General features: G+C 66.0%; 28 protein-coding genes. 15 read left to right on the top strand and 13 right to left on the bottom strand.

Annotation, left to right across the window (positions count from 1 at the left end):
• Nucleotides 1-6: 6 nt before the first annotated feature.
• The 6 genes from AC5RWX_RS11325 (at nucleotide 7) to AC5RWX_RS11300 (ending at nucleotide 4,627) form a co-directional block, all read left to right on the top strand.
• Nucleotides 7-216, top strand: a complete 210-nt coding sequence (locus AC5RWX_RS11325) for a DUF2997 domain-containing protein (RefSeq protein ID WP_493957126.1) — start codon at nucleotides 7-9, stop codon at nucleotides 214-216.
• On the top strand, nucleotides 200-1,063 hold the full coding sequence (locus AC5RWX_RS11320; RefSeq protein ID WP_494097442.1) for a 4Fe-4S single cluster domain-containing protein: 864 nt from the start codon (nucleotides 200-202) through the stop codon (nucleotides 1,061-1,063). The genes AC5RWX_RS11325 and AC5RWX_RS11320 overlap by 17 nt, the downstream gene beginning before the upstream one ends.
• Complete coding sequence (locus AC5RWX_RS11315) at nucleotides 1,060-1,542, top strand: hypothetical protein (protein WP_494097441.1); 483 nt, start codon at nucleotides 1,060-1,062, stop codon at nucleotides 1,540-1,542. Before AC5RWX_RS11320 ends, AC5RWX_RS11315 begins: the two co-directional genes overlap by 4 nt.
• Nucleotides 1,529-2,359 (top strand): ComEA family DNA-binding protein, encoded by an 831-nt coding sequence (locus tag AC5RWX_RS11310; RefSeq protein WP_494097440.1) that lies wholly within the window; start codon nucleotides 1,529-1,531, stop codon nucleotides 2,357-2,359. Before AC5RWX_RS11315 ends, AC5RWX_RS11310 begins: the two co-directional genes overlap by 14 nt.
• Entirely contained in the window at nucleotides 2,359-3,210 is an 852-nt protein-coding gene (locus tag AC5RWX_RS11305; RefSeq protein ID WP_494097439.1) for a ComEA family DNA-binding protein, read from the top strand. Before AC5RWX_RS11310 ends, AC5RWX_RS11305 begins: the two co-directional genes overlap by 1 nt.
• Nucleotides 3,211-3,274: 64 nt before the next feature.
• Nucleotides 3,275-4,627: an MFS transporter gene (locus AC5RWX_RS11300; protein WP_494097438.1), complete on the top strand. Its 1,353-nt coding sequence runs from the start codon at nucleotides 3,275-3,277 to the stop codon at nucleotides 4,625-4,627.
• Nucleotides 4,628-4,711: 84 nt separating this feature from the next.
• Here AC5RWX_RS11300 and AC5RWX_RS11295 read toward each other — a convergent pair whose 3' ends face one another.
• The 4 genes from AC5RWX_RS11295 to purN all read right to left on the bottom strand — a co-directional run bounded on the left by AC5RWX_RS11295 (nucleotide 4,712) and on the right by purN (nucleotide 7,783).
• Nucleotides 4,712-5,305 (bottom strand): DUF6318 family protein, encoded by a 594-nt coding sequence (locus AC5RWX_RS11295; protein WP_494097437.1) that lies wholly within the window; start codon nucleotides 5,303-5,305, stop codon nucleotides 4,712-4,714.
• Nucleotides 5,306-5,453: 148 nt separating this feature from the next.
• Nucleotides 5,454-6,140: a hypothetical protein gene (locus tag AC5RWX_RS11290; RefSeq protein ID WP_494097436.1), complete on the bottom strand. Its 687-nt coding sequence runs from the start codon at nucleotides 6,138-6,140 to the stop codon at nucleotides 5,454-5,456.
• A 257-nt stretch (nucleotides 6,141-6,397) separates the two neighbouring features.
• On the bottom strand, nucleotides 6,398-7,054 hold the full coding sequence (locus AC5RWX_RS11285) for a DUF6318 family protein (protein WP_494097435.1): 657 nt from the start codon (nucleotides 7,052-7,054) through the stop codon (nucleotides 6,398-6,400).
• Nucleotides 7,055-7,225: 171 nt separating this feature from the next.
• Nucleotides 7,226-7,783 (bottom strand): phosphoribosylglycinamide formyltransferase, encoded by a 558-nt coding sequence (gene purN, locus AC5RWX_RS11280; protein ID WP_494097434.1) that lies wholly within the window; start codon nucleotides 7,781-7,783, stop codon nucleotides 7,226-7,228.
• 40 nt (nucleotides 7,784-7,823) lie between these two features.
• Here purN and AC5RWX_RS11275 point away from each other — a divergent pair, with 40 nt between their 5' ends.
• Complete coding sequence (locus tag AC5RWX_RS11275; protein WP_493941183.1) at nucleotides 7,824-8,234, top strand: hypothetical protein; 411 nt, start codon at nucleotides 7,824-7,826, stop codon at nucleotides 8,232-8,234.
• A gap of 1 nt (nucleotide 8,235) precedes the next feature.
• Here the strand turns inward: AC5RWX_RS11275 and AC5RWX_RS11270 are convergent, their stop codons facing one another.
• From AC5RWX_RS11270 to AC5RWX_RS11255, 4 genes are all read right to left on the bottom strand, one after another.
• On the bottom strand, nucleotides 8,236-9,537 hold the full coding sequence (locus AC5RWX_RS11270; protein ID WP_494063547.1) for a cell division protein PerM: 1,302 nt from the start codon (nucleotides 9,535-9,537) through the stop codon (nucleotides 8,236-8,238).
• A 149-nt stretch (nucleotides 9,538-9,686) separates the two neighbouring features.
• Complete coding sequence (locus tag AC5RWX_RS11265) at nucleotides 9,687-11,018, bottom strand: FAD-binding oxidoreductase (RefSeq protein WP_494097433.1); 1,332 nt, start codon at nucleotides 11,016-11,018, stop codon at nucleotides 9,687-9,689.
• A gap of 394 nt (nucleotides 11,019-11,412) precedes the next feature.
• Nucleotides 11,413-11,541 carry a hypothetical protein gene (locus AC5RWX_RS11260; RefSeq protein ID WP_493941186.1) on the bottom strand — a complete coding sequence of 43 codons (129 nt, stop codon included), beginning with the start codon at nucleotides 11,539-11,541 and terminating at the stop codon, nucleotides 11,413-11,415.
• Nucleotides 11,542-11,649: 108 nt separating this feature from the next.
• The gene (locus AC5RWX_RS11255) at nucleotides 11,650-12,396 is read right to left on the bottom strand and encodes a sulfite exporter TauE/SafE family protein (RefSeq protein ID WP_493945223.1); all 747 of its coding nucleotides are present in this window, start codon (nucleotides 12,394-12,396) and stop codon (nucleotides 11,650-11,652) included.
• A 101-nt stretch (nucleotides 12,397-12,497) separates the two neighbouring features.
• Between AC5RWX_RS11255 and AC5RWX_RS11250 the strand changes: the two genes are divergently transcribed.
• The 4 genes from AC5RWX_RS11250 to AC5RWX_RS11235 all read left to right on the top strand — a co-directional run bounded on the left by AC5RWX_RS11250 (nucleotide 12,498) and on the right by AC5RWX_RS11235 (nucleotide 18,254).
• Entirely contained in the window at nucleotides 12,498-13,667 is a 1,170-nt protein-coding gene (locus AC5RWX_RS11250; RefSeq protein WP_493945200.1) for a glycosyltransferase family 4 protein, read from the top strand.
• Between the two features lie 59 nt (nucleotides 13,668-13,726).
• Nucleotides 13,727-14,122, top strand: coding sequence for a hypothetical protein (locus AC5RWX_RS11245; RefSeq protein ID WP_493941188.1), 396 nt, complete (start codon nucleotides 13,727-13,729; stop codon nucleotides 14,120-14,122).
• 180 nt (nucleotides 14,123-14,302) lie between these two features.
• Nucleotides 14,303-14,731: a hypothetical protein gene (locus tag AC5RWX_RS11240; RefSeq protein ID WP_493945201.1), complete on the top strand. Its 429-nt coding sequence runs from the start codon at nucleotides 14,303-14,305 to the stop codon at nucleotides 14,729-14,731.
• A 121-nt stretch (nucleotides 14,732-14,852) separates the two neighbouring features.
• Nucleotides 14,853-18,254 carry a DEAD/DEAH box helicase gene (locus AC5RWX_RS11235; protein ID WP_493945202.1) on the top strand — a complete coding sequence of 1,134 codons (3,402 nt, stop codon included), beginning with the start codon at nucleotides 14,853-14,855 and terminating at the stop codon, nucleotides 18,252-18,254.
• A 33-nt stretch (nucleotides 18,255-18,287) separates the two neighbouring features.
• Here the strand turns inward: AC5RWX_RS11235 and AC5RWX_RS11230 are convergent, their stop codons facing one another.
• Nucleotides 18,288-18,428, bottom strand: a complete 141-nt coding sequence (locus AC5RWX_RS11230; RefSeq protein WP_493945203.1) for a hypothetical protein — start codon at nucleotides 18,426-18,428, stop codon at nucleotides 18,288-18,290.
• A gap of 161 nt (nucleotides 18,429-18,589) precedes the next feature.
• On the opposite strand from AC5RWX_RS11230, the gene AC5RWX_RS11225 reads away from it, so the two are divergent.
• A complete protein-coding gene (locus tag AC5RWX_RS11225) occupies nucleotides 18,590-19,147 on the top strand; it encodes a histidine phosphatase family protein (protein WP_493957116.1) in 558 nt (185 codons plus the stop codon).
• A 64-nt stretch (nucleotides 19,148-19,211) separates the two neighbouring features.
• Here the strand turns inward: AC5RWX_RS11225 and AC5RWX_RS11220 are convergent, their stop codons facing one another.
• A complete protein-coding gene (locus tag AC5RWX_RS11220) occupies nucleotides 19,212-20,450 on the bottom strand; it encodes a hypothetical protein (protein WP_493945205.1) in 1,239 nt (412 codons plus the stop codon).
• Between the two features lie 55 nt (nucleotides 20,451-20,505).
• Complete coding sequence (locus AC5RWX_RS11215; RefSeq protein WP_493945206.1) at nucleotides 20,506-20,994, bottom strand: NADPH-dependent FMN reductase; 489 nt, start codon at nucleotides 20,992-20,994, stop codon at nucleotides 20,506-20,508.
• 124 nt (nucleotides 20,995-21,118) lie between these two features.
• Here AC5RWX_RS11215 and AC5RWX_RS11210 point away from each other — a divergent pair, with 124 nt between their 5' ends.
• The 3 genes from AC5RWX_RS11210 to AC5RWX_RS11200 all read left to right on the top strand — a co-directional run bounded on the left by AC5RWX_RS11210 (nucleotide 21,119) and on the right by AC5RWX_RS11200 (nucleotide 23,159).
• Nucleotides 21,119-21,880: a DUF1353 domain-containing protein gene (locus AC5RWX_RS11210; protein WP_493945207.1), complete on the top strand. Its 762-nt coding sequence runs from the start codon at nucleotides 21,119-21,121 to the stop codon at nucleotides 21,878-21,880.
• 114 nt (nucleotides 21,881-21,994) lie between these two features.
• Nucleotides 21,995-22,516 (top strand): MarR family winged helix-turn-helix transcriptional regulator, encoded by a 522-nt coding sequence (locus AC5RWX_RS11205; RefSeq protein WP_494097432.1) that lies wholly within the window; start codon nucleotides 21,995-21,997, stop codon nucleotides 22,514-22,516.
• Nucleotides 22,497-23,159 carry a hypothetical protein gene (locus tag AC5RWX_RS11200; RefSeq protein ID WP_493957115.1) on the top strand — a complete coding sequence of 221 codons (663 nt, stop codon included), beginning with the start codon at nucleotides 22,497-22,499 and terminating at the stop codon, nucleotides 23,157-23,159. The genes AC5RWX_RS11205 and AC5RWX_RS11200 overlap by 20 nt, the downstream gene beginning before the upstream one ends.
• A gap of 67 nt (nucleotides 23,160-23,226) precedes the next feature.
• Here AC5RWX_RS11200 and AC5RWX_RS11195 read toward each other — a convergent pair whose 3' ends face one another.
• Both AC5RWX_RS11195 and AC5RWX_RS11190 read right to left on the bottom strand, forming a co-directional pair.
• Complete coding sequence (locus tag AC5RWX_RS11195; protein WP_493945210.1) at nucleotides 23,227-24,132, bottom strand: macrolide 2'-phosphotransferase; 906 nt, start codon at nucleotides 24,130-24,132, stop codon at nucleotides 23,227-23,229.
• Nucleotides 24,133-24,274: 142 nt separating this feature from the next.
• Nucleotides 24,275-25,816, bottom strand: coding sequence for an APC family permease (locus AC5RWX_RS11190; protein WP_493957114.1), 1,542 nt, complete (start codon nucleotides 25,814-25,816; stop codon nucleotides 24,275-24,277).
• Nucleotides 25,817-25,818: the final 2 nt, after the last annotated feature.

Genomic DNA, 25,818 nt, shown 5'->3' with positions numbered 1-25,818 from the left:
GAATCGATGGACCAGCAACAACTCATTGTCACGGTCGGCCCCGACGGTGCGGTGGCGGCCGAAACCCGCAACATCTACGGCAGCGACTGCCTGGATTACATCACGCTGCTCGAAGACCTGCTGGAAGCGGAAACCGTCTCCAGCTCCTACACGGAGGACTACACCCGCACCGCGGTCACCGCCAGCGACTACGTACACAATGAGTCGGCAGACTAGCCCCGGTGCAGAGCAGCTAACCGGACCGGCACCGGACTCCCGAATTAACAACGGCGCCGTCCCGGCGCAGACCGACGCCGGAACCATCCGGTATGCGCGGTTCCTTCCGGCCACCGATGCCGAAGGACCCGGCCGGCGGGCTGCGCTCTGGCTGCAAGGATGCTCCATCCGCTGCCCCGGCTGCTTCAACCCCCACCTCTGGGCCGCCCGCGGCGCAGCCCTTGTCCCGACCGGCGAATTCGCCGCCGGGCTCGTTGACCAAGCGCTCGCCGCCGGATCCCAAGGGCTGACCCTGCTGGGCGGCGAACCCTTCGAACAGGCGGCGGCCAGCGCCGTCGTCGCACGGTCCTTTCGGGAGGCCGGGTTGTCGGTAATGACCTTCACCGGCTACCTGCGCCAGGACCTGCAGCGCTGGTCGGCCAACCGGGAGGACATCGCCGGCCTGCTCGCTGCCACCGACCTGCTGGCGGACGGGCCCTACCTCCAGGACCGGCCCGACCTGCAACGGCCCTGGATCGGATCCACCAACCAGGGCCTGACCGCGCTGACCGGCCGCTACCGGGCCCTGCTGAAGGACATCGGCGCCCAGCCGGACCGGATCGAAATCCGTGTTGCCCGCGACGGCACCATCGGGTTGAACGGCTGGGCCTCCGACGACCAATTGGATGCCCTGCTGGCCGACCTTGGCGCCCGCGCCGACAGACCCGGCTCGAGCCGGCCCGGCGTCGAGGAAACGGGTGCTCCCCGCGCGGCCGCCTCCCGGCCCACGGCATCCCGCCGCACTTTTGCCCCCACCACCACGCCCCGCCCGGTCCCGGCCGGCGCCCGATCAGGAGAAACCCCATGAGTGTTTCCGTGCTGCTCATCCCGGCCGCCATCGCCGCAGTTGCCGCCGTCAATGCCGCCATCGACAACAAGGCCAAGAACCACGAAACGAATAAGGCCGATGACGTTGAATCGGTGCCGCAGGTGCAGGTGCGAACACGCATGAAGGACCTGGATCTGCTGCAGGCTGCTCTGGCGGACACGCAGGCACAGGTCACCCATGCCGCGGAGAACTCGATCGAGGCCGCCTGGACGGACGCGACGGCCGAGTTCGATCGCGACGCCGAAGGCATCTGGCAGGTCCACTTCAGCGGTGAGGACGTTGACCGGCAACGCGCCGCGGAAATCGTCCAGGCCATCGACGATGCCTACGCCCGGAGGGTCCAGCAAGCGGTGGTCCGGAAGCTGCGCGAACGGGCGCACACCGCCGGCCTGGAACTCGCATCGGAAACCGTTGAAGAAGACCAAAGCGTCACCATGGTCCTGAATGTCCGCCGCTGACCACTACCCCGCCATCACCGGCCGGACAGGCAGGCCGCAGGTCCTCTGGCTGGTGGCCGGCAGCCTGTGGCTGCTGCTGCCGCTGCTCGGCGCCGGGTTCGTGGGCTGGGCTGGCTTCCTGATCATCGGCCTGCTGGCCCGCCGCGCAGCCTGGCTCTCCGCCGCCGGTCTCTATCTGGTGGTGCTCGTGGTCTCCCTGACCATGAACCCGGAAGCCGGCGGCACCGCCCGCATCCTGCTGTGGACCATCAGCTCCCTGCATGCCCTCGGCATCAATCCGGCGTGGCTGCGCAACCGCTGGGAGCTGGCCTCCCGATCCTCCGGTACTGCATGGGCCGCCCTCGTCCGCCGCGCACCAGCGGACGTTGGGACAGAAACAACGACGACGCGTCCCACCGCCCGGGCGATCTTCGGGCGTGGTTCCCGAACCGTGGCCGCGCGGCCTGCCGGCACAGCCCCGGCGCCGCGCCTCCCAGGCAAGGCGGCCGAATTCCTCAATGATCCCGGCTTCGATGCCACCAGCTACTACGCCGGCGCTACTCATTCCCCCGCCGCCCGGACTGCCCGGTCCTCGGCCGATCCCGTGGACATCAACAGCGCCCCGGCGGCAGCTCTGCAGAAGCTGAACGGAATCAGCCGGCACAAGGCACGCAAGGCCGTCCGGCTGCGCAACGAACGCGGACCGTTCCGCTCGGTAGAAGACTTCGGCGCCGCACTGGGGATCTCCCAACCCGACCTGGTGGTGTTGCGTCCGCACCTGGTCTGCAAGCTCCCGCCGGCCCAGCCGGTGTCCTTCGGAAGGTCGGTGGATTACTGATGGCAGCCCCGCAGCCGAGGCTGGGATGGAAGGTCCGCCAGAGCCTCTGGCTGCTGGTGCCGGTGGGAACCTTTGGGTTCCTTGGCTTCACTGCCTTGCTAGTGGTTGGTACCCGGGCGAAGCGCCCTTTGTGGTGGATCCTCGGCCTGGTCCACCTCCTACTCAGCGGTGTGGCCATGGCCATGCTCGAGGGTGACGGCTTTCAGGAGGAGATCGCTACCTGGCTGCTCATGACCTGCTGGCTGGCCGGCAGCAGTTTTGCCGTGGCCATCAACCCCGAGTACTTGCGCTTCAAGTGGGACAGCGACCGCGCTGTTGCCCAGCCGTCCCGCACCACCGGGCGCACCGTCCGGTCGCGCTCCGGCAGCCAACTCAACAGCCGGCGCCAGCCGCGTGACCGGGCCCGCGGAGCCAACGCCAAGCCCGCGCCACACAGCCGTGCCGGTTCCCGCAACAGTGCCAAGGCACCAAGAGCGGGGTCCTCCGGAACATCCAGCGCGGCGCAACGCCGCCCAACCACCCCTGCCGGCGCCGGGGCCGCTGTCAGCAGCCCACCCGGGCCGCAATCCGATCCGACGGGTATTGCCTCTTCGGCGCCGGCCACAGCAGCCGAAGCCATCGACGTTAATACGGCATCCGCCACCGAGCTTGAAGCCCTGCCGGGATTCTCCCGGGCGCTCGCCAAGAAAGCGGTCGAGGCCAGGGAGAAGCGCGGCGCCTTCACCTCGGAACAGGATTTCGCCGCGGCCATGGATTTGGCGCCGCACATCTTCCAGCGACTGCGCGGCCGCATCGTCTGCGGACGAGCGCCGCACGCGCCGCCGTCGTTCGGGCGGATCGTGGACTACTGATGCCTGCGGTCGCGGTCACGGTGCCGGATAGAGTGGGAATAGTTGCTCCGTTGGAAGGCCATGAATGACGCAGACCGCTTCCCTGCCCACCGGTGACCAGGTCGTCCAGGAACTGCCTTGGCGCTGGAGGGTCCAAGGCAAGATTTTCCTGCTCGGCGGACTCGGCTTCATGTTCGATGCCTGGGACGTGACGCTCAACGGCGTCCTGATCCCGCTGCTGTCCGACCACTGGGACCTCGTTCCGGCCCAGGCAGCCTGGATCGGCACAGCCAATCTGATCGGCATGGCCCTTGGCGCCTTCATCTGGGGGTCGATCGCCGACCTAATCGGCCGCAAGACGGCATTCACCGCCACGCTGCTGGTCTTCTCGGTCTTCACGGTCCTCGGCGCCTTCTCACCCGACATTGTCTGGTTCTGCGTCTTCCGATTCATCGCGGGCTTCGGCTTGGGCGGCTGCGTACCGGTGGACTACGCGCTGGTCGGGGAATTCACGCCGCGCCGCCATCGCGGCCGCGTCCTCACCGCGATGGACGGCTGGTGGCCTGTTGGCGCCGCGCTGTGCGGTTTTGTCTCGGCCATCATCATGGCCACCGTGGCCGACTGGCGCTTCACCATGCTGATCATGGTCCTGCCCGCCCTGCTGGTCTTCTGGGTCCGCAGGTCGGTGCCCGAATCCCCGCTCTACCTGGTCAGCCGCGGCCGCACGGCGGAAGCCAAACAGGTCATCAACAGCATGATCGAGCGAACCGGCGGAACCGTTGGCGAATGGCGGCTGCCCGAAGCCAGCGAAGCACCGCGCTTGTCCGCCGTCAGCGTGCTGGAGCAGTTCAGAGCCGTCTGGAAATTCAACTGGAAAATTACGACGGCGGCCTGGGCCCTGTTCTTCAGCATCCTGCTGGTCTACTACCTGGCCCTGACCTGGATGCCGATCATCCTCATCGACGCCGGATTCGCCGCAGCGCGAGCCTTCCTCACCACGGCCGGCATGGCCGCCGTCGGGCTGGTGGGCGTCATCATCGCCGCGTACTTCGTCGAGAAAACCGGGCGGAAGTGGATCCTCGCCGTTACCGGCCCGCTGTCGGCGCTGGCGCTCGTCCTCGTCGCACTCCTCATCGACGTTCCCCCGGCGGTGGTGGCCCTGCTGTTGGTCTACGGGATGGTGGTGCAGATCGCTATTCCCGTGCTGTATACCTATGTCTCTGAGCTCTACCCCACCGAGCTGCGCGGGTCGGGCTTCGGCTGGGCCTCTACGTTCTCCCGGGTTGGAGCCGGCTTCGGCCCGCTCATCTTCGCATCGGTCATGTGGCCGTATATTGGACTGGCTTGGTCGTTCTCCATCGCCGGCGTCCTGGTGGTGTTCGCCGTGCTGTGGATGGCGCGCTTCTCCCCCGAAACCAGGGGCGCCGAACTGCTCTAAATTTGATGGCCGCCTACATGGCGCCCTAACAAAACGCGCCCTTCCGCCATCAGGCGGAAGGGCGCACGTGCAGCGGAATAGTCTCTACTCCGGAAGCCCAGCGTCCGGAGTCTCCTCAACAGACATCATCGACCACGCGCCGTCGGCGTAATTGGCAGCTACCGTCAGGGTGGTTCCGTCTGAATCCCATTTCTTGGTCTCCACGGTCTTGCCGTCCTTGTCCAGGATCGTGCTGCCGTCTTCCATGTACGGAACTACGGCGCTCAGATTGCCCTTGTCGTCCTTGGCTTCTTCCAGCGCCACCACGTTCTGAGCCTTCGGCTGTCCGCCGACAATCCAGCCTCCGTCTGCGTACACGGCCTCGATGGCGTCTGCCTCGGCCATGCAGCTGTCGCAGTCGGCGGCAACTTCACGCATCAGGGCTGCATCGCCGGTCTGGATCGCGTAGTTCTTGGCATCGAAGTAGTAGTACGTGAAGGACGCCAAACCCTGTGCCGTGTCCTCGGCCATCCGGTCGTTCTTCTCCGGCGTCCGAACATTCTGCGCCGGTGCGTCAGTGGTAGCCGCTACCGGCTTGTTGCTTACTGCGGCCTTGTCCGACCCGGCCTCGCTGCCGCAGCCGACCAGCGCAACGGCTGCCATAGTCACCACGGCGCCGGACATCATCAACTTCTTCATGGTCTCCCCTGGGATAACGGAATGAGTGGGAGCCGACCTCTTCGCATCTAGCGGCGTCAGCTCCGTCACATACCCTATCGCCGGGATGCGGTCCAAAATCTGAAAAATGTGCTTCAAGTGTGGCAGATCACACCTCTTTAATTCCGCTTCAGCAACCCCTGCCCTCCGGATTCTCCAAGCAATTGTCTGCGTAGTTATTCACCACTGACCGCCAGACGCTTAGACCCACTGCAGCGCTATCTATCTGCGCTTCACCCGAGATCGCGATCCAATCCGAACCATCGATCGAGTACTCGCCTCTGTAGCTGGTCGTCAATGTAACCTGAACGTCGCCGGTCTCCGTATATCGATGACTGGTGGCCGTCTTTTCACCCAGTCGATCAGCCGGGAGCGGCCCTCCAGGTAGGTTTGTCGGTCCCAGCGAGGAGCCATCACCGTAACTCCAGGTGTAGGAGGTGGGGATCGCGCGAACAGTTACATCAAAACCATCGATTTCCTCGTTGAACGTCTGCTCGTTCGGACTTGCATAGACATTCGTTTCAGCCCCGATCAAAGTGTGGGGAACAGGCTGCACGGACAGCCCAGACGGTGCAATCGGCAACCGCCGAAAGAATTCGATCGTCACTGTGGGTAGCTCGTCGCCGGCATCTGCGGTGGGTTCCAGAGGCCTATCCGAGTACTGGCAAACCGTTCTAGTCGTATCTACCCACTGCGGCGGGCTCTGGCCGGCCGGCGCTTCAAGAATGCGCATCAGCGTACCGTCGGCGCCTACAGAACAGCTCGCATTGACTAGAATGCATTCGACCGAGATATCGGCAAGGTTGGGGATGCACACCGGTTCAAACTTCCGCTGTGGCGGCTCTGTGACCGAACCCGAACCGATAGGGAGTATATTCGGATCGTTTATTTCAGGCAGTGCTCCCGGAAGTGTTCTTTCCGACTCCAAAACGATGTCCGTCTCCTCGAAGTCACCTCCGATAGGCGGCAGGTTAGAATCCGCGGACCAAGAAGCTTGGGTTCCGCCTGTGATTAGCAGCAGGAGTGTCAAAGTAGACGTTGCACCAGACAGAAGTCGACGCCGTCCCTGCAGTCTCATTCCCTAGCGCCTTCGGGACGCGAAAGGTTGATCATCTTCCAGCCGCCGTTATTGTACTGAATTTCTGCAATCCACAAGACGGGCTCTGCAATACCGTCCGATTCACCCTTGAGAGCACCGCTGGAATAGTAAAGAAGCGGTTCTTGACTAAAGAAAACGTAAGGGGCGTATCCCCCGCGCGTTGTCTTCATATAGCGGTCTTCAATCTTGGTCACCTGGAGACCACCGCCGACGATCCATCGCCCATCGACCGTCCAGGATTTAATGTCGTCAAACACCGCATCACACAGCGCGCAGTCGGGACCTGTTATCGACCTGACCTCTTCCAAGTCACCGGTCTCGTACGCGTATGAAACCAACTCAAACCAGTACGGGATAAAAGCTTTCAGTCCTTGCTGGGATTTCAGCGATGCTTCACTTGGCATCTCGGGAACCGGAACGTTTTCTGCCGGGCCGTCTTCGGACGCTGGCTTGTATGTAGAAGTTGGCTCGGGACTTTGAGTGGCTGATGCCGAAGCTGCGGGCGCGGGGCTTACTGACGGCTCGGCGCCGGCTGGTCCGGTGCAGGCAGAGAGGGCGAGGGCTGCCGCAGTGATGAAAAGAATGGTGGTTCTGGCGCGCGTTGTAGCTATGAGTGTTGGCTGCTGGCTCACTCAGACCCCCAGGTGCTGGACGGGCTGGACGCTTAGTGCGAGTCAGTCTAGCCAGACGCATCGAAGGATGCGGAGGTTTTCCACAGGTTTGCACTAAATAGCGGGTGCCTAGGAGCAGGAAAGCCGGACCGGCGCCCCTAGGCAAGCACCGGCGTCGTTGTTCAACGGAGCCTAGGCGAAAGTGGCCAGTGTCTCCACGAGCAGCCGGCGTTCCTCCACCTTGATCCGTTCGTGCAGCGATTCCTCGGTGTCGTCGTCGAGCACGGGCACCGCCGCCTGGGCAAGGATGGGACCGGTGTCGACGCCCGAGTCCACCAGATGCACGGTTACACCAGTGATCTTGACGCCGTGGGCCATGGCATCGCGGACGCCGTGGGCGCCAGGGAAAGACGGCAGCAGGGCCGGGTGGGTGTTGACCAGGCGCCCCTCGAAGCGGGCGACGAAGTTGGCGTCGAGGATGCGCATGAAGCCGGCTAGCAGCACAACGTCCGGGTTGTAGGCCGCAACGGCTTTTTCCAGAGCACGGTTCCATTCGGGACGTGTGGCGAAGCCGGCGGGAGCCACGGTGAAGGTCTGGATCCCCGCCTCGACGGCGCGTTCCAGCCCGCGGCAGCCGGGAACGTCGCTGCCCACCGCGGCGATCTCGGCATCAAGCCGGCCGTCGCTGACGGCGTCGATGACGGCCTGAAGGTTGGTGCCGGAGCCTGAAACGAGGACCACTAAACGCATGGAATCAACTTTATGCGCCCCTCTCGCCTAGGCTTAATCCATGCAGCAAACCACGCGCCCGGAGCCGACCGAGGAACAGATCAAGTCGGCGGGGCTCTTCGTCCGCGTGCTGCTGCTGTTGCTGGCCTCCACCTTCTTAGCAACGGCCCTTCCGCTCCCTTGGAAGGCGGTGGCTCCGGCACTGGCCGCGGCAAGCATCGTGGTGGCCGTGATCGGCCTGGTCAAAGCGGTGCGCTCGGGGCTGCCCGGCTCGCTGCGGATCACCTATGTACTGGGCATCGCTGCCGGCGCGTTCTTCCTGCTGACCACACTGGCGCAGGTGCTGTTCTGGCCTTTGACCGCGGCCTTCGAAGACTGCAACCAGTTGGCGGTGACGCAGTCGGCCCGCGAGGCTTGCCTGGGCACTTATGAGGACAAGCTGCTGAACCTGACCGGCATGTTCAACCCGTAGCTCACTTCCGGCTGCGGGCCTTGGCCGGTTCGCGTTCCAGCCAAGGGGCAACGGCGTGGCCGATCATGGTGCCGAACGCGACTTCACCGGCAACCCACAGCGCGGTCCACAGCGGATCCGGCCCGATCTCGGTCAGCCGGCCGATACCCAGCGAACCATTGGACAGCCACACCAGCGCGGCGGCCGCTGCTCCGGCGACGGCCCCGATGAACAGTCCCAGAAGCAGAGTGGACGCGGAGGCTGTGAACCAGCGGGCCCGGATCTTGATGGAGAGCCACTCGTCGAAGTGGTTCTCGCCCTCGCGCAGGAACCACCAGCCGGCCAGCACGCCGGCTACCACCGGCACGGCCAGGGCGGCCAGCCCGTAGGTCAGCTCGCCGGACGGCAGCGCACCCAACACCGGCAACGCGGGCACCGGACCCACCGTGGTGGCCAGCGGCCCAATGGAACTGCCGGAGCCGATGGCAAAGCCGGCCCCGGAGGACCATGACAGCGCCCACACGACGAAGTTGGGCACGAGTCCCAGCTGCGCCACCGTCAGCACGACGCCGCCGATGATGCCGGGGCTGAGCTGTTCGTAGATTTCCACGACTTCGGCCCAGTGCAGGCCCAGGTCCACTGCCAGCAGCAGGGCGGAGAGCGCCACGGCAGCGGTCACCGCCAGCAGCCCGGCGCGGACGCCGGCCCACACGTAGGATCCGGCCCAGCGGGAATGCTGGCTGGTGCGGGCCACCCACGCGGCCGCATCGACGCCGATCAACCGCGCCCAGGACCCGGCTTCCCGGTAGGCGCCCACGATCAGCCCCGCCCCCGCCGGCAGCAGCGGAATCAGGGCCCCGGCCAGCACGGAAATTTCCACTTCGTCGGTCCGCACCAGATAGGCGGTCGCTGCGCCCACGGCAGCGTAGGTTCCGAGGGCGCCGGCCAGCGCCTGCCACAGCTGGTCCGTGTAGGAGGCCCGGGCCAGCCGCCGTCCGGCTCGCCAGGACAGGAAGAACGGGATGAGCGCGAGGCCCAGCGGCACCAGCGACAACGTTCCGCGCAGCGTTTCGGCCGAGCTGGCTCCGGTTTGGATGGTTAGTTCCAGCGGGACGCCGTGGATGAGCAGCCAGGCCTGGCCGCCGAGCCGAGCCAGCGAATCGAAAGTGCGGTCGTCGAATCCGTCGGCAAACCACACGCCCACCAGCGGCAGCAGCACCAGGATGGCCGAGAGCAGGGCGCACTGGAAGAACTCGAAGGCACCCTGCAGCCACAGGGGCATCGGCAGTCCGGCCTGACCGCCCGGTCGCGACGTGAGTTTCATTGCTTCTATGGTGCCAGCCAGGTTGCCCCTGCCGGCTGAGCGACTCGGCGCCGTGGCCATCGGCACACGGCGGTGGCGCGCCGCCGTCGTACTCTCTCAGCGCATAACGGCGGGACCGGGCTCACGCTCCCGGGTCCCCTCTGGGGTTCTCAGGCTGCCGGTTCTATGTTCTGGTTGCCGCGGAAAACATTGAACGGATCGTACTCGCGCTTGATCTTGGCCAGCCTGTTGTAGTTCTCCTCGCCGAAGGCCGCCTTGATCCGGTCTTGGCCCTCGTGGCCCATGAAGTTCAGGTACGCCCCGCCGGTGGCATAGTCGGAAATGTCCCGGCGGAATCCCCTGGCCCAATCGATGGCTGCCTCCGTTTGCGCCGGGTCCTGCCAGAGCGCGAACGGGTGGCTGACCCAGGCTGCGTCCCGCCGGACCATAGGGGTGCTCGTGTCGTCCACTGTGGCCACGGCACCTCCCCACGGCAGCAGCAACAACTGCGACGACGGGTGCGGCAAGTTGGCACCGTATTGCAGGAAAACATCAAGCGCCGGGTCCGGAAACTCGTCATGGTAGTCGGCGGTCCAATAATTGAACTGGTCCGGCTGGTCGTCGAGCATTGATTGGAACTCCGCGTAGGGCCGCGGCGCCACGACGTCAGCTGCTGGCCCCCAGCGGCGCACGGTCGAGAGCGCTGCCTCGCCGGTTTCCGGCTCCCCTGCGTGGACAAAGACGACGCCGATCGCGGGCGTGTTCTGCAAGTCGGCCGGGACGAACTCCTCCGGAGGGGCGATCACGGATGCCAGAGCAATTCCCACGCCCATGGGCGCATCCGGTGCGAAGTCGCGATAGGCACGGGCCACGTCGGGTGCGGCTTCGGCGGGCCACAGCATCAGGCCGGACAGGCTCTGCTCGCCGACCTGAAACATCCGGAAAGTCATCGAGACCGCCACGCCAAAGTTTCCGCCGCCGCCATGCAGTGCCCAGAACAAGTCCGGGTTTTCCCGCTCGCTCGCGGTGACCAGTTCTCCGGCAGCGCTTACCAGGTCCACCGAGACGAGGTTGTCGCAAGCCAGGCCCCAGCTCCGTTCCATCCACCCGGATCCGCCGCCGAGCGTGAAGCCGGCAACGCCTGTAGTAGAGACCCGACCGCCGGTGACCGCCAGTCCGTAGGGTTGGGCCGCACGATCAAATTCGCCCCAGGTCACGCCGCCGCCCACGGTGGCGGTCCGGGCCTCCGCGTCCACTGACACCGCCTTCATCGGACGGACATCGATGACCAATCCGCCATCATTCGTCGACATGCCCGCCACAGAATGCCCGCCGGACCGCACGGCCACCTGCAGGCCGTGTGTACTGGCGTATCGCAGGGCCTCCCCCACGTCGTCCGGGTTGCTGCACCGGGCAATGACGGCCGGCCGCCGGTCAATCATCGCGTTGAAAAGTTTCCGGGTCTCGTCGTAGCCAGAGTCCTCCGGCCGGATCCATTCCATGGCACTGTCCTCTCCACGTTTGGACCCCCAGCAAGAAAAACCGTACGCCGCTCACCGGCGACACGCCAGACCTCCGGGCCGCCAAGCCGAAACACCTGTTCGTCGCGTTCCGGAAACCGGAATACGTTCGTGTGCGCCGGCAGGAAAGCAACGCATCAAAAAATGGAATGGGCGGCCGGATGACCTTGAAATCATCCGGCCGCCCCGCAGGCGGATATTCGCTCAACGGAAATTCAACGCAGGAAGACTAATTCCGCGGACTCTTTCCGTGGCTCCGCCAGTCAGCAAGAACCGTGTGGCCACGGTTCCACCGGCATCATCGGTCCGTACCCCTCAAAACATCAACCCCCGCAACTGGGCCGCTGTTTCCACGGACGGCAATTGGTCCGGCGTGCTAACGCTTCCGGCGCTTGGGAATGGCTTCGCTCTCCAAGTTCGCCTTTTCGCGCTTTTCGGCACGCTTTTCTTTAATGCTTCGGCCTTGCTTTTTGGCGCTTTCGCGCGCAGGTGTTTTTCCGGACATTCTTGCTCCTCTTTCTCAAGCGGGATGTCTTGCCTACAGACCATACCTGCTTTAGGAAATAAAGCCAGCCCTTGTTAGTGGAGTGAAAATATGAGAAAGGCAGGGCACTCAGGCCAGTAGATCCGCCAGTCCCTTGGCCAACGCGCCGGCCGCTCCCAGAAAGGCAAGCACCACCACCGCGGCCCTGGCATGTTCGTCCCGCAACCGCCGGCCGATCCGCTCGCCGGCGAAGATGCCCAGGATGATCGCCAACGCAAGGACCGCCCACATCCACCAAGCCAAGTGCGGCACGCTGCCGGGGTCCACCGCCAACTTCACGCCTACAGTGATGAGGCACAGCTGCAAGAAGAACGGCTGCAGCGTTGCCGCGAACGGTCGCGGCGGCCAATGGGACAGGATGGCGTAGGCGCTCACGGTCGGACCGCCCACTCCGGCGAGCGCGTTGGTCAGTCCCGACCCCAGCCCGGCGAGCGCCTTCGGCGCCTGCCCGGATACGCTGACCTGCGCACGGCCCAGCACCACCGCGACGGCCAGCCCGGCCATCACGACTGCGCCCACCACGGTGGACAGCACGGCGGGCGGGACCTGGACCGCAAGCCAAGAGCCGAAGACCGTACCGGCGGCGGCGGGAACGGACAGCCACAGCAGCAGGTTCCAGTCAATCTGCCGCCACACCCGAGGCACAATCAGCCCGCAGGAAATCACCGCGCAGATGTTGATCATCATGATGCCCTCGTGCGGCCCCAGCAAGATGGCCAGGATCGGCGCCACCAGCAGGGCGAACCCGATGCCGGCGATGCGCTGGGCCACCGAGCCGAAAAAGATCGCGCCGGTGATCAGCGCCAGGAGTCCCATGGTCACCCGACCACCCTGCCAGAGTGGAGTTTGGCCGCCGTTCACCGACACGATCACACCTGCTCGCCTGCGCGTTGCCGGGCGCAGGCAGGGTGGACGGCGTGAGGATTGCTATCGTCGCCGAATCGTTCCTGCCGCATATGAACGGTGTCACCCATTCACTGCTGCAAGTCATCGCCCACCTGCGGCGCCGCGGCGACGACGTCCTGGTGGTGGCACCGACGTCGTCGTGGCTGGAGGACACCGCACCGGCAACGGTGGAGGGCTACCCCGTCTACCGGCTGCCGTCCATTCCGCTGCGCGGGTACCCGAATGTGCGCGTGGCGGCCGGAACCGTGGCACGCATCCGCCGGGTGCTGGCCAACTTCCAGCCGGACGTGGTCCATGTGGCCTCCCCCTTCATCTTGGGCTGGCGCGCGGTGCAGGCAGCCCAGCAGCTCGGCCTGCCCACCGTGTCCGTTTACCAGACAGAAGTCCCCGCCTACGCGGCCCGCTACGGTGCGCCTTGGCTGCAGGAACTGCTCTGGCAGCGCGTGGAGAGCATCCACAACGCGTCCACATTGACGTTGGCGCCGTCGTCGTTCGCGATGGAGCAGTTGCGCAGCCGCGGCGTCCGGGTCCACCTGTGGCGGCGCGGGGTGGACACCTCTCGGTTCCACCCGGATAAGTACGACGCCGATTGGCGGGCTTCCGTAGCGCCCAACGGCGAACGGATCATCGGTTACGTGGGCCGCCTGGCGGCGGAAAAGCAGGTGGCAGACCTGGCCGTGCTGGCCGACCTGCCCGGGACCCGGCTGGTGGTGGTCGGCTCCGGCCCGCTGAAAGAGGAACTGCAGGCGACATTGCCCGGCGCGCACTTTGCCGGTTTCCAGACCGGCGAAGAATTGGCTCGCCGTGTCGCTTCGTTCGACCTCTTTGTGCACCCGGGCGAATCGGAGACCTTCTGCCAGACCATCCAGGAGGCCATGGCCAGCGGCGTGCCCGTGGTGGCCGTGGGGCGCGGCGGCCCGCTGGACCTGGTTGACCCCTCGCGGACCGGCTGGATATACCGGCCCGGGAACCTGGACGAACTGCGCGAGTACGTCCGGGATCTAACTGGCGACGACACCAAACGCCGGGCACTGGGCGAGGCGGCTCATCGCTCCGTGCAAGGCCGCACCTGGCCGGTGCTCTGCGAGCAACTGGTGGACTATTACCGGCTTGCCGTCAGGGTCAAGCGCCGGGAGCTGAACCTGGAAGCCCGGGGCGTGCTGGGTTTCCTGGCCGGCTGAACGCTTCAGCCGGAGGCCCGGCTATTCAGCGGCCCGGCCGGTTCCACTAGGATGTGGCCATGCCCACAGAAACCGGATCCGCCTCGCCCGACTCTGCCCCGTCATCCCGTAAGGAGCAGCGGCCGCCGGGCGGCCCCTCCGTACCGGAACGGCTGGCCGAACAGCTCAAATCGCTGGGCGTTGCCCGGACCTTTGGCGAACCGCTGCAGGTGGGCGGCGAGACTGTGGTGCCGGTGGCCTGGGTCCAGTACGGTTTTGGCGGCGGCGGCGATGCCGATGGAGCCGCCGGCGGTGGCGGTGGCGGCATAGCCATGCCGCTCGGCGTCTACGCCGGGCGCGGTGACGGGCCGGCGACATTCCGGCCCAACACCGTGGCGCTGCTGGCTGTACTCATTCCCTTGGTCTGGACCGCCGGCCGGGCCGTGGCCCGGGTGGTCCGCGCCGCCAAGAAATAGGCGGCGCTCCGCAGCGGGGTCTCCACGGGACCACCGGGGGCGCTGTCGGTGGTCGAAGGAGGCGCGCCAGCGCCGAGTAGAGACCGGCCAACCACCGGGGGCACTCGATCACTAGCGGACGTTGTGGCGGAACCGTAGGCTCGGATTTACCAGCGGACAACACAGATTCGAGGACTTCCGATGAAACTGAGCCATATTCCGTTGCGCCTCTCCACCGGCGCGTTCATCCTCAACTCCGGACTGGGGAAGCAAAAGCTGGACAGGGACACCGCCGCCGCCCTGCAGGAAATGGGCAGCCACGCGTACCCGCAGTTGAAGCAGATGGACCCAGAGAAGTTCGGCAAACTGCTCGCCTACGGCGAGACCGCCTTGGGCGCGGCGCTGCTGCTGCCGTTCGTTCCCAGCAGGCTGGCGGGCTTGGGTCTTGCAGTGTTCTCCGGTTCGCTGCTAACCATGTACCTCAAGACGCCGCAGATGACGGGCGAGGACAACATCCGCCCCAGCGCCGAGGGCGTCGTCTACGCGAAGGACGTCTGGATGTTCGGCATTGCCTTGGCACTGATCCTGGATACCAAGAACAAGAAACCGAGGATGCTGCGGGCCACCTAGCCTTAACAAGCGGAGCACGACGGCGGTACCCGACGGCGCCTGCGCTACCGGCTGTCCTCCCCTGTCCCCAGCCTCCGCCGCACGTGCCGGCCGCCGCTTCCACCGTGAGATGATGGAGGTCATGGCCGCACACACTTTTCCGCTGGTTGACGTCAGCGAAATCATCAAGTTGGTGGGCGGCGCCGCCTTTGCCCGCGGCAAGATCTATGCCTCCGACGGTTCCGTGGCCGAGCTCAACTGGGACCCCTCCGTTCGGCTCCTCACCGCCAAAGTCATCGGTACCGCTGCGCTGCCGTACCGCTGTCGGATCTATCTGGAGACCGGCAAGAGCGGTCAGTTCCGTCCCGCCTCGGCCTCCTGCAGCTGCCCGGTAGGTTCCGACTGCAAGCACGTGGCCGCTGTGCTCCTTAACAGCAACAGCAAGCACCTGATCACCAACCAGGCCTTCGCCCGCGAGCCGGAACCGGAACAGGCCGGCTGGCAGGATTCGCTGGCGGGATTGATCGGCAGGACGCCGGACGGCGCCAACGCCGGCACAGGCAAACCGGCGAAGGCCAAACCGAAAAGCACGTCCGCACTGGGGCTGCAGTTCGAGCTGATGGAGCCGGGGCGCCGGAACGACCGCCAGTACAGGCCTTCGGGCCTCTCCCTGCCGGAGGTTTCAGCAACGGGGCCGAGCTGGACCCGCAAGGCGGGAAACCGGCTGCGGGTCGGGGTCCGCCCGGTGCTGCAAAACGAGACCGGCCGGTGGATCCGCAGCAAACTGCGCTGGAACACCATCAGCTACAAAACCTACGGCCTGCCGCTGGACACCGAACAGCACCGCTGGTTCAGCCAGTTCGCGCCGCTGCACCGGGCCACAGGTCTGACTTACTTCGGCGAAGACAACGACTGGCTCTTCCTCGACGAATTCAGCAGCCCGCTGCTCTGGGAGCTCTTCGCCGAAGCCAAGCGGCTGGGCATCGCGCTGGTCGGCGCCAAGGCGGACACCGTCGTCGAAATCCGGGACCGGGCCGTGATCGGCTTGGACGCACACCTCAACGGCGCAGCTCCGTCCGCCGCCGAGGCCAGCGACGACGCAGCCAGCGATCACCCGGGTAGCGCCGACTTGGTCCTCACTCCGTCACTGCGGATCGACGGCCAGGAACTTCCCGTCGAGACCGCCGGCATCGTCGGCACGCACGGCGTCTACCACTACGCCGTCGCCGGCCAGACCGTCATCACGCTGGCTCCCACCGCGCACACCGTCACCGATCAGGAAGCGAACCTGCTGCTCTCCGGCACACCGCTGACGGTGCCAGCCGCCGACGTCGAGCAGTTCATGGAGCGCTACTATCCGGCGCTCAGCCAGCGCATTGCTGTGGTTAGCAGCGACGAATCGGTAAGCTTCCCGGAGATCGTTCCCCCGGCGCTGGTGCTGACCGCTTCCTACCGCAAGGGCAACGTGCTGCAGCTCGGCTGGCACATCGAGTACGGGCACGGGGACAAGCCGCTGCGGTTTCCGGTTGACCAGGAACCGGACACCAACCACTACCGTGACCTGCCCGCCGAGCAGGACCTGCTGGAGGCCGCCGCGGCAGTGCCGGGCGTGGGCACGACAGCGGCGCGCACCCTCCGGGACATGGCCACGGTGGATTTCACCCGCTATGCGCTGCCCGCGCTGGAGCAGCTCGACGGCGTGCGCGTGGACATTGTGGGCGAAAAGCCCGACTACCAGGAGCTGACAGAAGCACCTGAGCTGACCATCAGCACCGTGGAGACGGCGGAGAGCGACTGGTTCGACCTCGGCGTCATGGTCCGCGTTGCCGGCCGCACCGTGCCGTTCGGAAACATCTTCAAGGCGCTGGCACGCGGCCAGACCCGGCTGCTGCTGGTGGACAAGTCCTACCTGTCGCTGGAGCAGCCGGTGTTCGACCGTCTCCGCCAACTGGTGGACGAGGCCCGGCAGATGCAGGACCGGGACTCCGGGGAACTGCAGATAAGCCGCTACCAGGCCTCGCTCTGGGAGGACCTGGAGGAAGTCGCCACCGAAACCGTACAGGCCCGCACCTGGCGCGAATCGGTCCAGGGCCTGCTGGCGCTGGAGACGGTGGAACAGACTCCGCTGCCGGCCAATTTAAAGGCCGAGCTCCGCCCCTACCAGGCCGAAGGTTTCAACTGGCTCGCCTTCCTCTGGCAGCACCGGCTCGGCGGCGTGCTGGCGGACGACATGGGGCTGGGCAAGACGCTGCAGGCGCTGGCCCTGCTGCTGCATGCCAAGCAGCACGGCGAGCCCGCTGTCGCCCGCCCGTTCCTGGTCGTGGCGCCCACCTCCGTGGTGTCGAACTGGGTCCACGAGAGCCAGCGCTTCGCGCCCGATCTCCGGATCGAGGGCATCACCGACACGCAGGTGCGCGGCCGCCGCCCGCTGTCCGAAATCACTGCGGAAGCCGACGTCGTGGTCACGTCCTACACGCTGTTCCGGCTGGATTTCGAGGCCTACCAGGAGACGGACTGGGCCGGGCTGATTTTGGACGAGGCACAGTTCGTGAAGAACCGTGCCACCAAGGTCCACCAGTGTGCCCGCGATCTGCGCGCGCCGTTTAAGATGGCGATCACCGGCACGCCGATGGAGAACAACCTGATGGAGCTGTGGTCCATCTTCTCCATTGTTGCGCCCGGACTGTTCCCGTCCGCCGTGCGGTTCGTTGACCAGTATCAGCGGCCGATCGAACGCAACCAGGACTCCGAGCTGCTGCAGAAACTGCGCCGCCGGATCAAGCCGCTGATGATGCGCCGCAGCAAGGAAGCGGTGGCCCGGGACCTGCCGGAGAAACAGGAGCAGGTCCTGGAGGTGGAACTCACGCCCAAGCACCGGCGGATCTACGACACGCACCTGCAGCGCGAGCGGCAGAAGGTCCTGCGGCTGGTCGAGGACATGGACAAGAACCGGTTCACCATCTTCCAGTCGCTGACCCTGCTGCGGCTGCTGAGCCTGGATCCGTCATTGGTGGATCCGAAGTACGCCTCCGTCCCGTCCAGCAAGCTCGGCGTGCTCTTCGAGCAACTCGAAGACGTCATCGGCGAAGGTCACCGGGCGCTGATTTTCAGCCAGTTCACCAGCTACCTGAAGAAGGCCGCCCAGGAGCTGGACGCCGCCGGCATCGAGTACTGCTACCTGGACGGTTCCACCCGGCGCCGCGCCGAGGTGATCGAGAAGTTCAAGAACGGCAACGCGCCGGTGTTCCTGATCAGCCTCAAGGCCGGCGGTTTCGGCCTCAACCTGACCGAGGCCGACTACTGCTTCCTGCTGGACCCGTGGTGGAACCCGGCGACCGAGGCCCAGGCCGTGGACCGCACCCACCGGATCGGCCAGACCAAGAACGTCATGGTCTACCGCATGGTGGCCCGCGGGACGATCGAGGAGAAGGTGATGGCCCTGAAGGAGCGCAAGGCCAAGCTGATCTCCTCGGTGCTCGAAGACGATGCCATGTTCTCGTCCAAGCTCACCGCCACCGACATCCGCGGCCTGTTCGGCGACTAAATCCGGCGCCGGACCGGCATGTGCGACCGAGGGCTATTGAGTCATGATTTGCAGCAAGCGCCAGCCCTCCGGCACTTGCGCTTCGAGGGCGGCTCTGGCGTCGGCGTAGGACTCGCCTTCGGCCGACAATTCTTTGGTTTCCACCGGCTGAATGATTCCCACAACTTTGACCACGGACTAAAGATATCCCTGTCCGCTCTGGGGCCGCGGCATCCTTGACCATGGTTCCGGTCACGTCCGCCGCGGTCAGCTCTGCGGACCGGCGTCGGGCTATGGTGGTAGCCGGGATTGTCCGTCGCAACGGGCCGTCTCGTCCGCGGGAGAGAGGGGGCATAGTGCTGGCACTGGTACGCCACGGGCAAACCGATTGGAATGCAGCCGGCCGGCTGCAGGGACACACCGACGTGCCGCTCAACAGCATGGGCAGGCAGCAGGCGCACGACGCCGGCACCTCGCTATCCGCGGGCGGCTGGGACGTCTTGGTGTCCTCACCTTTGGAGCGCGCCGTGGAAACCGCGCAGATCATCGGCAGCCGACTGGGCTTGCAACTGGCGGAAACGGTCCCGGAACTCGTCGAGCGCGATTACCGCGGGATCGAAGGCACCGTGCTGCGCGGCATGGACCGGCCGCAGATCGACGAACTGATGCGGCAGGCCGAACCGGAGGCAGCCGTGGCCGTCCGCGGTGTCGCCGGACTGCAGGCGCTACTCCGCACCTACCCGGAACAAAACATCATCGCGGTGGCGCACGGGACCCTCCTGCGGCTCACGTTGAACGTGCTGCACGGAACACCCCGGGACCACATCCTCAACGGTGAAATTGTTGAACTGGACCCGGACGTAGTGCTCGGCTACCGCGCGGATCCGGACCAACTGGCCGCCGCCCGCTCCTGACGACGGCGGGGCGGGCGTTCCCGGGACGGTCCGGCCCCGGCCCGGCCCCCCGGCCCGCGCCGGCCTATTCGCCGTCCAACCGCTGATGCAGAGCTGCCACAGCGTGCTGGGAGAGCCCTTCGCGCGGGGCGCACCAGTCCACCCAGCGGTGCAGGAACGCAGTGAGTTCGGCGGGGTCAACCTGCTCCAGGCCGCCTTCCGCCATCAGCGTCTCGCTGATCAAATCCAACTTGACCGGGCTCACCCGGGTGAACCGTCCGCCGTCGTAATCCCAGCTGTAGCCGAGGATCAGGTTCACCATGCCGAGTTCCGACGCTGATTCGCGTCCGGTCTCCCGCATATAGCGGCCGGCCATCTCGTCGATTTCCTCCTGCCGGAGCGCCTCGATCTCCTCTTCCAGGCTGCCGGTTTCCGGTTCAGTGCCACCGGGCTGCAGCGCGGCGCCGGGGGTGGTCCCGGCCTCGGCGTCGTCGAGCTCTGCGTAGTCCTCGTCGGAGAGCCAGTCTTCGCTCTCGTCCTCCGTCTCGTCCGCCAGCTCGATGATGGTGCGCAGCCAGGCCTGGGCCACCCAGCGGCGGGCGCCGAAGTCTTCGTCCACCATGTGTTCGGGCAGGTCCAGCGAGGCGTCCAGCCCTTCCCACGCGTCCAGCGCGGTGCCGGTCAGGTCGGCGTCGGCGTCAAGCACCAGCCCTTCTTCCTGGGCGTCCTCATTCAGGTCCCTGAGCGCCGCCGCCGGGTCGTCCACCAGCCCGGTTTCCATCACCGTCCCGCCGAAAATGTTGCCGTCCAGCAGCACCAGCAGGCCCACTTTTTCGTTGCCGGCCGTGAATTCGAACAGCATGTTGGCTTCGTCGCCGTAGGCGTCCGCGTAGCGGTGCAGCGCCGTCACCGTCACCGGGTGCTTGGCCCACTCCGGTTCGGTGAAGCCGTCCGCCACCAGCCGGTCGGCCAGCGTTTCGGCGTCGCGGCGCATCTCCGGACGGTCGATCAGGAACGCCAGCGCACGCAACATCGGCACCGCCGCGGGGCCATTGCGGTCCTCGGCCAGGTCCAGCCACGCGTAGAACAGCTCGTTGCGGCGCTGCCGGCCCGTGTCGTCCTGGGTGTCCCACAGATCCAGCAGGTAGCCGCCCAACGAGTGGGCTTCGATCGGGCTGGCCGTCTCCAGGGTGTCGGCGAAGGGCCGTTCCAGCTCTACGTACAGCTCCAGCAGCGGATCGCCGCCCGGCCCGGATTGCTTGCCGGAGCCGGGCTGCCGGTTCTTCAGCTTTTTCGGCTTGCGCTTGCGACTCACAGGACTCATGCCACGAGTCTGTCATGCCCTCGACGCGATGGTAACTGCCGGGTCTGCCGGGTGGTTAGAGCAGGGACTGGATCACCAGCCGCCATTTCTCCAGCCAGGCGGCGCTGCTTTCCGGGTCCTGCCATGACTCCTGGTTCAGGTACAGACCCTGGACCGGGACGGTGGCGCCCAGTTCCACCAGCACCGGTTTGAGCAGCAGCTCGGGCGCCAGCGCGTGGGCCGGGCCGGCGCCGAGCATCAGCGGCACAGCCACCACACCGGCAAGCCCGTCACCGGTGGCGAACTGGTCGAGGAACAGCTTCAGCACACCGGAGTAGGTGGCCTTGAAGGTGGGCGATGCCACGACGACCAGCTCGCTGCCCTGCACCGTCTTGACGGCACTGGCCACGCCCTCATCGCCCCAGCCCAGCAGGCCCGGGCCCAAGGTGACGACATCCACAACGTGGTCCGCGGGCGCACCGGTGATCTGTTCGGCCAGCTGCCCGGCGGCGGCCAGCGTCCGGGAGCCGGGTTTGGGGTTTCCTGCCACAACTGTCACGGTCATGGTCCGGACGCTACCGCGCCGGAGGGCTTGTTCGCCAGCGCCGGCCGCGGTGATTGCGGCTCGTGGCGCGCTGTACCCCACGCTGCCCTTAGGAAACGTCTGCCCCGGATGCCACACTGGCCGCATGCCGTTTTACCAGGACGCCGCTGCCACCGAGCCCCTGACGGCCATCCATCTGGTCCAGCGCACCAAGCGCCTCTTCCAGTTGGCGCAGCCGATCTACTACCAGGCGGATGCAGCTTCCGGCATCGTGCGGATTGAAGCACACGATCTCTCCGCCGGGCTCAAAAACAACTCCACGGACTTGGCTTCGGTGCCCACCTGGATGTGGGGGCTCATCGCCAGCTACGGTCGGCAGACAGCCCCGGCCCTGCTGCACGACCAGCGGATGGCAGAGTGCGCCAAGCTGCCGCCCGGGGAAGCGCTGCAGCGGTGCCGCGTCTATGACGAGGAGTTCCGCCGCGCCCTGCTGGATACCGGAGTCGCCGCGTTGCGTGCACGGCTGATGTGGGCGGCGGTGTCGATCCAGACCTACCTCGAACATGCCAGAAGCCGCGGGCTGCTGTTGGCAGCGTCCGTCGCGGCCGGTGCGCTCGCGTTCATCGCCGCCACTTGGCTCGCAGCAGTCGGTGCCGGCCCAGCGCCCTTGGCCGGAGCCGTGCTGCTGACCCTCGTGCTGTGCCTGGCGTGGACCCGGGACTGGCCGGTGCTTGCCGTGATGGTTCCGGCCTTCGCCCTGTTCTCCCCCGTGCTCGCGGCAGCCGCCGGCGGATCACTGCTGCTGTGGCTCTGCGAATCCGCTTGGTGGGCCGTTACCAAACCCTTCGCCAAGCACCCCACCCCACCACCCGTCGTCGGACCCCTGGCAAGGACACCCCCGCCATGATCCAGCTCACTTTTTTGTGGCCAGATTATGCCGAAACCGACCCTCCAAAACCTGCCCCAAAACGGCGAGATGGTTTGATTGGCACAACCAAACGGAATCGACTATGCTTGACACATGCCCCCCAACTCCCGCAAACAGCCCGATCCGGGTGTCATGATCCGTGACGCCGTGGCTCAGGTGGTGCGTTGGGCCTCCCATGCCGACACGCGCAAACAGCTGTTCGATCCGCGCGAAGCCGGGCTGACACCCACCGACGTCGCCTTGCTGGAGTACATCGACGACAAGGGCCCGGTCCGCGTTTCGGAGCTGGCCACGCAGCAAGGCGTGGACAAGTCCACCATGACTCCGCAGGTCCGCCGCCTTGAGGACAAGGGGCTGGTGGACAAGCAGGCAGATCCGGACGACGGCCGGGCCACCCTGCTGACGGCCTCAACGGCGGGTCGGCGGATGCACCGGAACATCGGCAAGGCCGGTGCCGCCGTCGTCGATGAAATCCTGGCGGATTGGACCGACGACGACCGCGAAGCTTTTGCCCGACTCTTTACCCGTTTTGCCGAGCAGCTCATGCGCGGTGAACCCTCACAACGAAATGACTCTGAAAGGAACACGACAGGCGATGTCATCAAAAGCTCTTGAGCAGGGTGGCAAATACGATCTGCTTTCGCTTTCCGCCCGGCTGTCCGCCGCCCGGCAGAGGCTGGTCAAGAAAGTACGTACCGCCGGTCTACGGTTCCCCTTGCTGACCTTGGCCGGAACCGCTACGTTCTGGTCCATCGTCTGGCTGCTGGACACTACACCGGTCCATGCCCTCTCCCCGGTCAACGCGCTGCTGCGGATCTACGGCACGGGCGTCCTGGTGGTGGCCACCATGGTCATTGTCGGCGCTTCACTCTGGCTGATTGCCAAGCGGCTGGGCTACGCGGACAGGTTCACCGGTGCACTGTTCGAGCGCGCCGACGACATTGGCCCCGTTCCGTCCGCCGCCGTCGGCCAGATTCAGGGTCTCGCTGCCCCGGCACCGGTGGCCGACTACATCTTTGCGGCGTTGCCCGCAGCTCCGGCCCGGCTCCAGCTTGAGGCAGCAGCGACCGACGACGGCGCACGGCCGGCTTCCGCACCCGCGGCACCCGCCGTACAGGTAGCGGAAGCGACGGCAGTCGCCGCCATGGTAGTGGAACCTTCCGTGGCTTCCGCCCCGGGAGACGGCATCCAGGGCGCTCCCGGCCGGCCGCTCGCCAAGGCCAATCCACTGAAAAAGGGCAAGGGCCGCAAGAAGTAGCCAGCCCCACTAGACCAATGACCGGCGCCAGCGAACGGGCGCCGGTCATTTTCTTTCTCCGCCCAGGTCACGCGCTGGACGGATCCAGCAGGGCAGCAGCCGTGATCTGGTGATCGGGATGGCCCGTTTGCAGGGCGTAGACGGCGTGGACCACGGGGCCGGCAGCCACCAGTTCCGCGCAGTGTTCTCCGAGCCGGTCCGGGATGCGTCCGCCGGCGTCCCGCGCCGCCCTGACCGTCAGGTCGAAGGCTTCGGGTGTGGACATCATGTGGTGGAGGCTGAAATCCGCGGCCGGATCGCCAACCCTCGCCGTCGTCCAATCCAGCACGGACCGGATTTCATATTCCTCGTCCAGCAGCAGATGCGCGGGGTAGAGCTCTCCATGGGTGAACACCGTGAAGTCGGGCCAGTAGCTGTCGTCGTCAAGCCAGGCCTTCCACCGGTCCATCAGCTCGTCCGCAATGTGGAACTCCGCACTGACCGCGGCCACATTGGTGCGCCATTCTTCGCGCACCTCGGCGGGAGTCAGCACCGGAATGCCCCTGGCCGCCGCTTCAGCCGCGCTGATCCGCTGTAGCTGGGCGATCAGCCGCCCCAGCGAGGCGCAGTAGGCCGGCGACTCGCGGTCGAAATGCCAGACCGCTTCGCCGCCTTCCACCGTGAGGCCCAGTTCGCCGGGAAGTTCGGGGTACGCAATCAACGAGCGGTTCCGGATCCGCCAGTCGGGCACCGCGGCGGAGATCTTGTTCTTGACCAGGTCCAGGATCTTGGCTTCGTCCGAAACCTTTGCGGACACGTCGGGCCGCCGCGGAATCCGCAGCACCCACTTCTTGCCGTCCTTGGCCGTGGCAAAGGCCACCAGATAATCCAGCCCGGCTTCATTGAACCGCACGGATTTCGGCTGGATCATCATCCCGTTCTGGGAAGCAAGATCGGCCACGTAGTCCGGCGTGAATTCGTCCGCAGTGATCATGGGCACCTTCCTTGAGCCTTGGTGCCACTGTAACCACCAAGGCATCTTGGGGCCATGGATAGCGGAACCAGGCGAAAGTACGACGGCGGCGCCCCACCCCTTCAGGGATGCGGCACCGCCGTCGGCAGTCCTTGGGTCAGTGTCAGTAACGGTCCGCGAGGTCGTCCGCTGCGACTCCCCTGCGCAGGGTGGCGCCGCGGAAGAACTCCGGCCTGCGCCTGTACGTCAGCACCATCAGCACAGCCCCGAGCAGGATCACGCCGCAGCCGAGCACGAACACCAGGCCCACTCCGCCGATGGAGGAGCCGGAGCCGTAGTCGGGATCTAGCGAGTCGACGGCTGTCTGCACAAACATCACCAGCAGAATGATCCCGCCCAGCAGCGGAGCCAGGAACTTTAGCCCAAAGTTCCGCAGCGAGGCGAAGGCGTCGGCGCGGAAGTACCAGACGCAGGCCAGCGCGGTGACGCCGTAGTAGAAGCAGATCATCATGCCCAGCGCGGTGATCGTGTCCCACAACGCGTTTTCGGACAGCACTCGGGTCACGGTGTAGAACCCGCCGGCGGCAATCGCGGCGGCGACGGTCGCGTAGCTGGGCGACTTGAAGCGCGGGCTGATCTTCCCGTAGCCCGCCGGCAGCGCCTTGTAGTGTCCCATGGCCAGCATGGTCCGGGCCGGCGAGACGAACGTGGACTGCAGCGAGGCCGCCGAACTGCTCAGCACGGCCAGCGACATCAGGATGGCGAACGGCCCCATCACCGGCCCGGCCAGTGCGGCGAAGATGCTTTCCTGATTGTCCGGGTTGCCTGCGCCGAGTCCTTCGGTGCCGACGCCGGCATAGGCCAGCACGGCCAGTGCCACGGTCATGTAGATGACGACGATCACCAGGATAGTCGCCGTTGCTGCCCTGCCCGGGGTCTTCTCCGGGTTCTTCGTCTCCTCGTTCATGGTCAGGGTGACGTCCCAGCCCCAGAAGATGAAGATGGACAGCGAAATGCCCGCGGCGAAGGCGGAGAAGGACTCCACGCCGAACGGGTTGAACCAGTCGGGCGTGATTTCCAGCGCGTCGAAGGCCGTACCACCGGACACATGGCCGAAGGCGGCTACCGCGAACCAGATCAACACCACTACTTGGAACGCCACCAGCACATACTGGAAGGTCTTGGTGGTCTCCATGCCGCGGTACGAGATCCAGCAGGCCAGGCCGATGAACACCCAGGTGGTGGCGATGTTCAGCGGGAGGTTGTTGGTCAGGTCGGCGAGCGCCTCGTTGCCGGTCAGCTGGGCGAGCATCAGGTAGAAGAAATCCACCGCTACCGCCGCCAGGTTGGACAGCACAATCACCGTGGCGGCGATCAGCCCCCAGCCTCCCATCCAGCCCACCCAGGGGCCGAAGGCGCGGGTGGCCCAGGTGAACGAGGTGCCGGAGTCCGGCATGGCGTTATTCAGTTCCCGGTAGCCCAGCGCAACCAGGAGCATCGGGATGAAGCCCACCAGGAAGATGGCCGGCAGGTGCACGCCCACTTCGGCGATGGTGGGGCCGAGCGCCCCGGTCAGCGTGTAGGCCGGGGCGATGCAGGAGACACCGATGACGACGGCGCCGAGCAAGCCTACCGACCCCGATTTCAATCCCTTGCGGCTCAATCCGCCCGTGGTTTTTCCGGCCCGTTCGATGGTGCTGGTCATGG

The sequence above is a fragment of the Arthrobacter sp. SPT-J7 genome (genome assembly GCF_059089965.1).
The sequence above is the reverse complement of the archived record's forward strand: the minus strand, read 5'-3'. Positions and strand labels throughout refer to the sequence as shown.

Excerpts from the sequence above, each read along its gene's own strand:
- AC5RWX_RS11325 (WP_493957126.1), top strand. The coding sequence starts at position 7 with ATGGACCAGCAACAACTCATTGTCACGGTCGGCCCCGACGGTGCGGTG.
- AC5RWX_RS11320 (WP_494097442.1), top strand. The coding sequence starts at position 200 with ATGAGTCGGCAGACTAGCCCCGGTGCAGAGCAGCTAACCGGACCGGCA.
- AC5RWX_RS11315 (WP_494097441.1), top strand. The coding sequence starts at position 1,060 with ATGAGTGTTTCCGTGCTGCTCATCCCGGCCGCCATCGCCGCAGTTGCC.
- AC5RWX_RS11310 (WP_494097440.1), top strand. The coding sequence starts at position 1,529 with ATGTCCGCCGCTGACCACTACCCCGCCATCACCGGCCGGACAGGCAGG.
- AC5RWX_RS11305 (WP_494097439.1), top strand. The coding sequence starts at position 2,359 with ATGGCAGCCCCGCAGCCGAGGCTGGGATGGAAGGTCCGCCAGAGCCTC.
- AC5RWX_RS11300 (WP_494097438.1), top strand. The coding sequence starts at position 3,275 with ATGACGCAGACCGCTTCCCTGCCCACCGGTGACCAGGTCGTCCAGGAA.
- AC5RWX_RS11295 (WP_494097437.1), bottom strand. The coding sequence starts at position 5,305 with ATGAAGAAGTTGATGATGTCCGGCGCCGTGGTGACTATGGCAGCCGTT.
- purN (WP_494097434.1), bottom strand. The coding sequence starts at position 7,783 with ATGCGTTTAGTGGTCCTCGTTTCAGGCTCCGGCACCAACCTTCAGGCC.
- AC5RWX_RS11275 (WP_493941183.1), top strand. The coding sequence starts at position 7,824 with ATGCAGCAAACCACGCGCCCGGAGCCGACCGAGGAACAGATCAAGTCG.
- AC5RWX_RS11270 (WP_494063547.1), bottom strand. The coding sequence starts at position 9,537 with ATGAAACTCACGTCGCGACCGGGCGGTCAGGCCGGACTGCCGATGCCC.
- AC5RWX_RS11265 (WP_494097433.1), bottom strand. The coding sequence starts at position 11,018 with ATGGAATGGATCCGGCCGGAGGACTCTGGCTACGACGAGACCCGGAAA.
- AC5RWX_RS11260 (WP_493941186.1), bottom strand. The coding sequence starts at position 11,541 with ATGTCCGGAAAAACACCTGCGCGCGAAAGCGCCAAAAAGCAAGGCCGA.
- AC5RWX_RS11255 (WP_493945223.1), bottom strand. The coding sequence starts at position 12,396 with ATGGGACTCCTGGCGCTGATCACCGGCGCGATCTTTTTCGGCTCGGTG.
- AC5RWX_RS11245 (WP_493941188.1), top strand. The coding sequence starts at position 13,727 with ATGCCCACAGAAACCGGATCCGCCTCGCCCGACTCTGCCCCGTCATCC.
- AC5RWX_RS11240 (WP_493945201.1), top strand. The coding sequence starts at position 14,303 with ATGAAACTGAGCCATATTCCGTTGCGCCTCTCCACCGGCGCGTTCATC.
- AC5RWX_RS11235 (WP_493945202.1), top strand. The coding sequence starts at position 14,853 with ATGGCCGCACACACTTTTCCGCTGGTTGACGTCAGCGAAATCATCAAG.
- AC5RWX_RS11220 (WP_493945205.1), bottom strand. The coding sequence starts at position 20,450 with ATGAGTCCTGTGAGTCGCAAGCGCAAGCCGAAAAAGCTGAAGAACCGG.
- AC5RWX_RS11215 (WP_493945206.1), bottom strand. The coding sequence starts at position 20,994 with ATGACCGTGACAGTTGTGGCAGGAAACCCCAAACCCGGCTCCCGGACG.
- AC5RWX_RS11210 (WP_493945207.1), top strand. The coding sequence starts at position 21,119 with ATGCCGTTTTACCAGGACGCCGCTGCCACCGAGCCCCTGACGGCCATC.
- AC5RWX_RS11205 (WP_494097432.1), top strand. The coding sequence starts at position 21,995 with ATGCCCCCCAACTCCCGCAAACAGCCCGATCCGGGTGTCATGATCCGT.
- AC5RWX_RS11200 (WP_493957115.1), top strand. The coding sequence starts at position 22,497 with ATGTCATCAAAAGCTCTTGAGCAGGGTGGCAAATACGATCTGCTTTCG.
- AC5RWX_RS11195 (WP_493945210.1), bottom strand. The coding sequence starts at position 24,132 with ATGATCACTGCGGACGAATTCACGCCGGACTACGTGGCCGATCTTGCT.
- AC5RWX_RS11190 (WP_493957114.1), bottom strand. The coding sequence starts at position 25,816 with ATGACCAGCACCATCGAACGGGCCGGAAAAACCACGGGCGGATTGAGC.